The organism is Peribacillus frigoritolerans (genome assembly GCF_030676415.1).
GTDB lineage: Bacteria > Bacillota > Bacilli > Bacillales > DSM-1321 > Peribacillus > Peribacillus frigoritolerans_A.
On the sequence record NZ_JAUUTW010000020.1, the window covers coordinates 94,018 to 103,245 of the forward strand.

8 protein-coding genes are annotated in these 9,228 nt (G+C 39.3%); 1 reads left to right on the top strand and 7 read right to left on the bottom strand.

The features are described 5' to 3' along the window. Positions 1–17: 17 nt before the first annotated feature. From Q8G36_RS18505 to Q8G36_RS18530, 6 genes are all read right to left on the bottom strand, one after another. Positions 18–1,031: a sugar kinase gene (locus Q8G36_RS18505; RefSeq protein WP_305162317.1), complete on the bottom strand. Its 1,014-nt coding sequence runs from the start codon at positions 1,029–1,031 to the stop codon at positions 18–20. Further along, entirely contained in the window at positions 1,024–1,779 is a 756-nt protein-coding gene (gene dagF / locus Q8G36_RS18510) for a 2-dehydro-3-deoxy-phosphogluconate aldolase (RefSeq protein WP_305162318.1), read from the bottom strand. Before dagF ends, Q8G36_RS18505 begins: the two co-directional genes overlap by 8 nt. Then, positions 1,776–2,885 (bottom strand): DgaE family pyridoxal phosphate-dependent ammonia lyase, encoded by a 1,110-nt coding sequence (locus Q8G36_RS18515; RefSeq protein WP_305162319.1) that lies wholly within the window; start codon positions 2,883–2,885, stop codon positions 1,776–1,778. The genes dagF and Q8G36_RS18515 overlap by 4 nt, the downstream gene beginning before the upstream one ends. Continuing rightward, positions 2,863–3,966 (bottom strand): amidohydrolase/deacetylase family metallohydrolase, encoded by a 1,104-nt coding sequence (locus tag Q8G36_RS18520; RefSeq protein ID WP_305162320.1) that lies wholly within the window; start codon positions 3,964–3,966, stop codon positions 2,863–2,865. The genes Q8G36_RS18515 and Q8G36_RS18520 overlap by 23 nt, the downstream gene beginning before the upstream one ends. A gap of 1,243 nt (positions 3,967–5,209) precedes the next feature. After that, a complete protein-coding gene (locus tag Q8G36_RS18525; protein ID WP_305162321.1) occupies positions 5,210–6,802 on the bottom strand; it encodes a long-chain-fatty-acid--CoA ligase in 1,593 nt (530 codons plus the stop codon). A gap of 315 nt (positions 6,803–7,117) precedes the next feature. Further along, complete coding sequence (locus Q8G36_RS18530) at positions 7,118–7,564, bottom strand: MarR family winged helix-turn-helix transcriptional regulator (protein ID WP_305162322.1); 447 nt, start codon at positions 7,562–7,564, stop codon at positions 7,118–7,120. A 121-nt stretch (positions 7,565–7,685) separates the two neighbouring features. Here Q8G36_RS18530 and Q8G36_RS18535 point away from each other — a divergent pair, with 121 nt between their 5' ends. Further along, positions 7,686–8,873, top strand: coding sequence for an MFS transporter (locus tag Q8G36_RS18535; RefSeq protein ID WP_230303154.1), 1,188 nt, complete (start codon positions 7,686–7,688; stop codon positions 8,871–8,873). Positions 8,874–8,945: 72 nt separating this feature from the next. Here the strand turns inward: Q8G36_RS18535 and Q8G36_RS18540 are convergent, their stop codons facing one another. Next, the gene (locus tag Q8G36_RS18540; protein WP_305162323.1) at positions 8,946–9,092 is read right to left on the bottom strand and encodes a hypothetical protein; all 147 of its coding nucleotides are present in this window, start codon (positions 9,090–9,092) and stop codon (positions 8,946–8,948) included. Positions 9,093–9,228: the final 136 nt, after the last annotated feature.

Below are 9,228 nucleotides of genomic sequence, written 5' to 3' on the forward strand. Positions count from 1 at the left end.
TCCTAATCTCCTGCCTTTTATCTCTTAATATCTTCCATTTTACCTTCCATTGCCGAGAGTATCTCCTTTTCGGTTGCCAAAGGAGTATCTCCAACGACAGTACATGCCAGCATTCCTGATACAGCCGCAAACCGAACTGTCTTTTCAGGGGAATATCCTCGCAATTCGCCATGTAAGATTCCGCTGGTATAAGCATCGCCTGAGCCTATTCTATCATATACGGAAAATGATAGGATATCGGAAAAGTAAAATGTTTCTTCTTTGTACATATACCCCTTCAACGTATGGCTATTATCACTTTTGATTGAACGATGTGTCCCTGCTATCGATTGAATATTGAATTTCTTGGCCACTTCAGGGATCAACTCAATAAGCTGCTCTTCCCTTGTGGAGCCTTCTGACTTCATTCCTAAAATATATAGGGCGTCTTTCTCATTCATCATGACGATATCAGCCAAAGAAAGCATTTCTTCATAATGAGGCTTTGCGTCAGCGTAACCTCTCTCCCATAAAGAGGGGCGGTAATTACAATCGAAACAGACTGTACCGCCTTTTTCTTTGACTTTTCTAGCCAGCACTTTCATACTTTCCCGTACATTTTCCGCCATTGCAAGCGTGATTCCGCAAAAATGGATGATATCCGTACTTTCCGAAATCCTATCCATATCATAATCGGATAAGGAGGCTGTATTAAAACTGCTTTCCAGTCGATTGGAATATGTGACACGGCTCGCCCGCTGTCCAAAACCATTTTCCAAAAAGTACATCCCCATATATTTACCGCCTCTAGAGATGAAGTTCCTTCCAATTCCTAATCGCTGCAAAGATGAAATCGCTGAATCCCCAAGGGGGTTATCCGGTAACTTTGTCACAAGATACCCATCATGTCCTAGCTTTGTCATCGCAGAAGCAACGTTTACCCCCGTGCCTGAAAAGGAGTATTGCAGAGTTTTAGCCTGTGATAGCAATTCATACCCTGGTACCTGCAAACGCATCATTACTTCCCCGAATGCCACAATCCTTTTAGGCATATTTTTCAACCAATTTTTTTGTAATGGCCAATAATTTCCGTACATCCTCCCCAATCGTTTTTCCAGTCTCTTCATCGATGATGGAAGAATATACATGGGGAATGACTTTAGGCACTTTTGCTTCTAATGCGATTTCTAGTATGGTCTCGAAATTATTTAAATCGATTCCACCTGTTGGTTCCAAAGCAAATCCCTCTTCACCACAAGCTTTTGCCACAGCACGATATTCATCTTCATGCTTCAGGCCTTTCATCGGAAAGTATTTCAATGCATTACCTCCCATATCGCGAACCAGCGCAATGGCAGCTTTGATAGGCACAATGGCCGTTTCACTTGCACCTGCACTTACTGGACCAGTGGAGATATTCACATAACCGACTTTCCCAGTTGGAGAAACAAGTGAGTTTATCCAGCTATCTTTCTCACCTAAATTGGCCCTCGTGGCACCAACAGCCGGAAAAACCTGGTTAATATGACTGCCTGGATAGTATTTTGCTATTTCTGCGACAACTGCTGCCTGTCTATTATCGCCCGCGCCCAACCCTATTGAAACGGCCTCATCAATGGCTTTCCCGTATTCTTTCATTGCTGTAACACCAGCTTCCACAGTTGGATAATCCTTTGAGAGTACACCAACCAATACATGGCCTTCCGCTGCTTCAAAGACTTCCACTGCATTTTCTACACTATTTGCAAGTACATTTAAGGCTACACGATCATTCAATAACCGTTTGTTTATGTTTGTCATCCTTGTTTTCCTCCTAATATGGTTCTTAATTGTGCTTCAATGACATTTATATCATCACCTTGCAATGGACGCGGATCTATATCGAAAAAGCCTTGCCGTATCCCATAATCACGTGTATAAATGGCAATATCCCCATTTCTGAGCTGCTCGTTCACTTCTTTCGCCGTTGTTTTCATTATCAAAGGATCAATGGAAATGCGTGCTCTATATATGGCACGACCGGCTTCATCCTGAACTATCGTTACTTTTACTCCATCAATAGAGTTAAGTGATGTGAGAACTTGTAAACTAGCATTTTCTTTTTCGCTATTATCCGACTTGACAAAATACTCATCCATTGCCTGAAGCAGCCCAAAGGTAGTTTCCTTTCCGACCTTCATGCTTCTTCCGATACAGTGCAATTGAACCTTTACCCATTCGATATATTTTTTTCTGCCAGCAACGATACCGGATGTGGGTCCTTCAATGGCTTTTGATCCACTATAAATTGCTAGGTCAGAAAATTTTATATATTTTCCCAAGTCTTCTTCCGCTGCTGCATCGACAATCAGAGGGATATTATTCATTTTGGCCACTTCCCATGCTTCTTCGACGGATATCATATTTTTCTGAACAGCATGATGCGATTTCACATATAAAATGGCAGAAGTATTTTCATTTATGGCATCCGCAATATGTTCCGCCTTCCCCTCGTTTGCATACCCAACTTCAACCAATTTTCCGCCACCAAGGTAAATCATGGTTTCAACCGGTGCACCATACTGAACGTTATGGCCTTTCAGCATGATGATTTCATTCTTTTGAATGAGATCTTGATGAAGCCTTTCGCTTTTCCTTCTGTTTCCTTCAGTAACGATCGCCGCTACTGAAAGCGCAATTCCACTTGATGCTGAGTTTACGACGACCGCTGCTTCAGAATGAAGCAAATTTGCTATATGCTGTCCTGACTTATCGACTAAATCAGAAATTTCCACATAATTTTGCCCACCTTTTTTCATCGCGTCCATCACTGTATCAGTTGGGGCAGAAACCCCCAATATGCTCATTCTTCCGCTTGCATTGATGACTCTTTTCAAACCGTATTTAGCATTCAATGAATTCTCCATTTATAACCACTCCTTTTACAACAACTCTTTTTTCTGCCATCCTTTTTTCGCCTTCGGAATCCAATAAAAGGGTCGGCTCATTCTCGATCGAGAATAAGGTTAAGTTCGCAATATCCCCAACTGAAATCCTCCCTAGTTCTGGTTTATGCAACCAGGCTGCTGCATTGACCGTAACAGCATCTATTACTTCTTTTAATGGATAACCCAAGTACAAAAATTTTGTAAGCACATTTGCCATATTAAAAACTGGCCCATTCTCTCTGTTTTTCCGATATATATCCGTACTGATCGTATTGAAGCCGATTCCCCGCTTTTTCGCCATCTCTGCAGTTTTAAAAGAAAAGCTTGCCGTTCCATGACCTACATCCAAATGAACACCACGTTCAATGGCCTTACTGAACTCAGGCAGTGGTTCTTCTTTTCCATCAAATAAATTATTCGCTTTACCATTTAAGAAATGTGTAATAATGTCCTTTTCTTCAAGTAATTCAAGGACTTCCTTAATATCAGGCGGCCCTGAACCGATATGAACCATTAATGGTAAACCAGTTTCAGCCGAGAACTTCCTAGCGATTTTTAATGGCTCGACACCATTTGGACCAACCACACTTTTACTTATTCTCGCTTTAAGTCCAACGACAAAATCCCCGTACTTGGAAATTGCCTTCCTTAATTCCCCTTCGTCCAGCCATGTAATATCCGATAACTCATCAATCCTTTTCAATCCAATCCTCGAAATATTCAGAAAGGCGAAAACATTCGTTTTGGAATTTTCACAACTGCTAACCAGATCAGATATCCTATCTGCCCCAGTGCTTCCCGCATCAATGACCGTAGTTACACCAGTTTTATATCCAATCTCATCAACCTCATCACCATAAGGATCGAATTCCGGGAAAGCATGAACATGCATATCAATCCATCCGCTGGAAACAAAAACTTTTTGATCATAATCTAATATCTTATCCCCTGTTGCAGTTCCGGGAAGTGCGATTTCTTTGATCATCCCATTTTCCAGTATGATATCCGCTGCATTTCCCTCTAACATCTTTACATTCTTCAGAACTAACGTATCTGTCATTTCCCTCATCCTTTTCGGTACATCCTATCGATTGCAAGTACTTTGTATACGGTTACACTGAATTGTGTGAGAATTCATTTCATCTCTTTACAAAAATAGATTATCATATTTTGTCGAACTAATCAATATAACGTTATAATGTTTAAATTAAATTTACAGAATTTTTAATAGATCATCGCTTATTTTTTCTATGTGCTCATTAGTTTCTTCCATATATCATGATCTCATTTAGGTTTTATAAAAGTTACCGTGCTATTCTTAAAATAAAAGGCGGGAAGAAAAACAGATTGTTTTTCTTCCCGCCTTTTATTTTTTCACGAATTGTTACAAAATAACCCTTGTTGGAAGTCCCTACTCTATTTATTCAGAAATAATGTTTTAGAGAAAAACTAACTCAAATTTATATCCTTAACCATATAATTAATCCAATTATTGCTATAAATAAAAATAATAGGTCTATGTTGTACATAGAAAATAATTTCGATCAGCTAATATTACTGAAGACATCCTGGTTTATATAGTACGGGATTATACCAAGTATTCAAAAAAAAACATTAGGGAGTGTTATGAAAATGAAGAAAAAGTCCTCATTTTCAATACTAATATAAGTTCATTAGTAGTCTCGCATGTCCCCAATGCATTGGCAAAAGAGAAAATTGAAACCACACCTTCATCAACAACAGTAAACCCTATTGCGGAAGTCAATTTAATTAGTGATGATTATGCAAATACAACCAACAGCAAGCATCATTAAATGAGCAAACCAATTGCTCATAAGCTAAACTAACAAATACCTAATTAGGAAAGATGGTAAAGGCTCATCAAAAGGGAACAACATGGTTAAGCATCATAAGTACTCTTGTGTTTGCAGGTGGCCCAACAGCTCCAGCAGGAGTAGCTACTACACTGGCATCAGCACACGCTGGCAGTACTAATAGTTTAATTCCAGCATATCATTCCGGAAAACACGCTTACCATGTATCATTCTATACTAGTGGTAAAAAAACCAAGTTAATCTAAAATAACATATATAAAATTACACTAAGTTAAATCTATCTTTTAGAAGCCCTCGTTAATTAATCTACCTGGTTCCTGGTATTATAGAGGAAATGGTGTTTTTTAAAATTATAAAAACCAAGAATGCTTAGTTAAAAGCATTCTTGGTTTTTTTATTTGCCGCACTTTAATTTTAACTTTTTATAGCAAGCCCGTAATATATGTCCCGTTCCTATAATGAAAGCCTTTAATTTACCTTTTTCGAACCTTTCCAATGGATTTCCCTCAAACGGTATTTTTGTAGCTTACCTGTTGCCGTTTTCGGTAAAGACTCTACGAATTCAACTTTTGTCGGTGCTTTAAAGTGTGCCATTTTTGAGCGGCAAAAGGTAATGATCTCATTTTCTGTAACTACCGCATTGGGGTGCAGCACAATGATTGCCTTGGGCGTTTCTCCCCATTTATCGTCTGGGATGGCAATGACCGCCGCCTCCAAAACATCTGGATGTTTATACAATACCCCTTCCACCTCTGTTGAAGAGATATTTTCTCCCCCGGAAATGATTAAATCCTTAGCCCTGTCCTGTATTTCAATATATCCATCAGGATAGGTCACTGCCAGATCCCCGGTATGAAACCAGCCATCCTTAATTGCTTCGGACGTCTTTTCCGGATCCTTATAATATCCTTCCATTACAACATTGCCGCGAGTAATGATTTCCCCCAGTTCCTTTCCATCCCAAGCGACTGCTTTCCCATCTTGATTGACTACCATCGTCTCCCCATTGAAAACCAATTCAATTCCTTGTCTTGCCTTTATTATTGCTTGTTCGTCCGCTGATTTAGCTTCAAACTCATCCTTCCACTCGTTATATAGGATGAAAGGGGAAGTTTCTGTTAATCCATATACGTGAATCATATTCAAACCAAGGATTTCTTGGGCCTTTTGTATAAGCGCTGCTGCTGGAGGAGCACCTGCTGTTGCCATTCTTGGACGCACTTTGATATTTGTTTCTTTTGCTTTAGGATCATTCACTAGCATATTGACGACAGTTGGTGCTCCACATAACAATGTAATATTATGATGGGCGAATAATTTGAGGATAAGAGGGGGATCAACTTTCCTTAAACATACATGAGTCCCGCCCGTAGCCGTTACCGACCATACACCTCCCCAGCCATTAGCGTGAAACATTGGTAGGGTATGTAAGTATACATCGTCATGATTCACTCCAAGGTGATAAATGAAATTAGCGGCGTTCATGTAATTCCCGCGATGGGTTAACATTACCCCTTTTGGTTTTGAAGTCGTTCCACTCGTATAATTTATAGTCAAAAGTTGATTTTCATCGATTGTAACCTCTGGCAGTCCATCATCATCAATTGCATTCAAAATGAAATTCTCATAGTCTATTCCAGGTAATGTGGTTTCATATCCTTCAACAGACACGATAATGATTTTTTCCAATGACAGTCTAGTAATGATCTTTTCGATCGGAGCGGTAAATTCTTCATCGACTATCAACATTTTTGAATCGCTATGTTTAATGATATATTCCAAATCCTCTGCAGCAAGCCTATAATTCAAAGGAACCATTACCGCTCCCATTTGACAAATGCCATAAAAACACTCCAACATATAATGCGTATTTGGCAACATTACTGCAATATGGTCACCTTTTTCAATTCCCGAAGAATACAGTGCTTTGGAAAGTTGATCGGCCCGCTGCCCGAACTCCTTGTATGTAAACTCTTTCTCTTCATCGATGACTGCCACTTTATGAGGATAATATTTTACGGCCCTGCGCTTCCAATCCATTGGGGTTAATGGGGAAAACATTTTTACCATCTCCTTTTTTGAGATACTCTTCTTACAGCACCCTGCCTGGTTCGTCATGATGAGTCATTGAGAAAAAATTTCTTAACCCTTTTTATACATATTCATTTTCCAAACGTCATATCTTCTTTAATGGATATTTCTTACATCATTTAAAGAATCATTGAATGCCCCCTAACCTTTATACTCAGGGGAATGTACATCCAAATACTTTTTAATTATTCCGATAATTAACCTCAAACAGTGGAATTCACTGCTTTAATAAATATATAGAACTTCTTCTTTCTATTATAATGGAAATTATATACGTCAGGAAGACTATATTTTATTCTCTATGCGTGACGACACATGTTCGGTCAGTTTCCCAACGATTTGTTTAAGCCGTTCCGTTTCCTCTTCATTTAGGACACTATAATAGTCACTAAAGATTTTGGCAAAACTCTTATTGATGGAATGGTAGGCTTCCCTTCCACTTTCGGTGGATTGGATAAAAACGACCCGACGATCATCCTCACTGTGTACCCTCTCAATCATTTTCTTCCGTTCAAGCCGGTCAATTAGTGCAGTTCCTGCTGCAGGTTTGATCTTCAAATGATTCGAAACATCTTTAACAGCTATGGATTCATTCAAGACTATTAATTGCAATGCGCGATACTGTACAGAAGTTAAATCATAATTAACCAATAACGGTTCCACCAATTCCTGTGAGAGGCTGCTTAGTTCCTTGATTTCTAGATGTAAATTATACAATTCACTTGAATTCATGTTTGACAATCCTTTCTTATTGACACTATCTATCTAAAACTATAACATAATTAACGTATCAAAAAATTAACCATGCGAATTAAATTGGTTATTGATTTTTAAAGAGAGAGAGAGGCTGTCCATGTCAGCAGAACAACGCAAAAAGATCATTATCCTCATGATCAATATGTTTATAGCAATAGGAAGTTTCGGTATCATCATTCCCATTTTACCAGCATACCTGGCCTCCATTAACCAAGGCGGAACCGCCGCCGGCCTAATGATTGCCATTTTCGCAGGTGCACAACTTATTTTTTCGCCAATTGCCGGAAAATGGACTGACCAATTCGGGCGAAGAAAAATGATTATTTATGGATTGGTCGGTTTGACATTATCCATGTTTATTTTTTATGCAGTCAATTCCATTTGGTTATTATATGCTTCACGTATCATTGGCGGGATTGGGGCAGCTTTGCTTATACCCGCAATTTTTGCTTATGTAGCCGATATCACCACGTTTGATCAACGCGCTAAAGGCAATAGTTTAGTATCTGCCGCCATGTCCCTGGGAATTGTAGTCGGTCCAGGAATTGGAGGTTTTTTAGCTGACTTTGGCTTGAAGTTTCCCTTTTTGATTTCTGCGCTGGTATCCCTATCAGCAGTGGTATTTTCGATTTTTGTTTTAAAAGAAAGCGAAACGGCACAGGTTACTCAATCCATGGATGCAAAAACTGAAACGATGGTTCGGAAGATTGCCTTATCTGTGAAAATGCCCTATTTCATCCCACTCATCATTACTCTTGTAATGAGCTTTGGCTTAATGGCATATGAATCTGTAATTGGTCTTTATCTTGATAATCAATTCAATTCAAGTCCTAAGGACATCGCCGTCATGGTTACAGCCACCGGTATCGTCAGTGTAATAGTACAACTGTTTGTCGTCGACCGGATTGTACAGCGTTTCGGGGAAGTCAATGTGCTGAATATCTTTATCAGTGTTGCAGCCATCGGTTTCCTTCTATCACTTTTTGCTTCAAGTTACCTGATTTTCTTTTTAATTTCACTTATCATCTTCCTTTCCACTTCCATCTTACGTCCAGTTCTTAACACGCTGATTTCCAAGATGGCAGGGAATGAGCAGGGCTTTGCGATGGGTATGAATAATGCGTATATGAGCATCGGAAATGTGCTCGGACCTACACTTGCCGGAATGATGTATGATGTCCACATTACCTATCCGTTCATGTTGGGCCTTATCCTCTTATTCATTACTTTAATGATTACCATGGCTTGGCAAAAGCGATCTCTTCATGCAAAGGCATTATCATAGAGCTTAAAAAGCATTTCAAATTTTATACCTTAACGAAACCCCCGAGTAGCAGCCGCTATTCGGGGGTTTTTATTATGATTTTATATCCAATGAAATCCTCGAAAACAGTTTATTCACGTGTAAATGCTTAATCTCTTGGATATTCGCTCCAATTTTATGCCGAAACAGCTCAAAATCTTGTGTAACATTCGAATTCACGAGTAAATGTACGATTCTCACGGGTATTTGCTCCAATTTCACAAGTAAATGGCACAAATTCACGAGTAACGCTGAATCTCTCTAGTATTTGCTCCAATTCCATGCGGAAACAGCTCAAAATCTTGTGTAACATTCGAACTCACGAGTATTTGCTCCA

Excerpts from the sequence above, each read along its gene's own strand:
- Q8G36_RS18535 (WP_230303154.1), top strand. The coding sequence starts at position 7,686 with ATGTCAGCAGAACAACGCAAAAAGATCATTATCCTCATGATCAATATG.
- Q8G36_RS18520 (WP_305162320.1), bottom strand. The coding sequence starts at position 3,966 with ATGACAGATACGTTAGTTCTGAAGAATGTAAAGATGTTAGAGGGAAAT.
- Q8G36_RS18515 (WP_305162319.1), bottom strand. The coding sequence starts at position 2,885 with ATGGAGAATTCATTGAATGCTAAATACGGTTTGAAAAGAGTCATCAAT.
- Q8G36_RS18525 (WP_305162321.1), bottom strand. The coding sequence starts at position 6,802 with ATGTTTTCCCCATTAACCCCAATGGATTGGAAGCGCAGGGCCGTAAAA.
- Q8G36_RS18530 (WP_305162322.1), bottom strand. The coding sequence starts at position 7,564 with ATGAATTCAAGTGAATTGTATAATTTACATCTAGAAATCAAGGAACTA.
- Q8G36_RS18505 (WP_305162317.1), bottom strand. The coding sequence starts at position 1,031 with ATGCCTAAAAGGATTGTGGCATTCGGGGAAGTAATGATGCGTTTGCAG.
- dagF (WP_305162318.1), bottom strand. The coding sequence starts at position 1,779 with ATGACAAACATAAACAAACGGTTATTGAATGATCGTGTAGCCTTAAAT.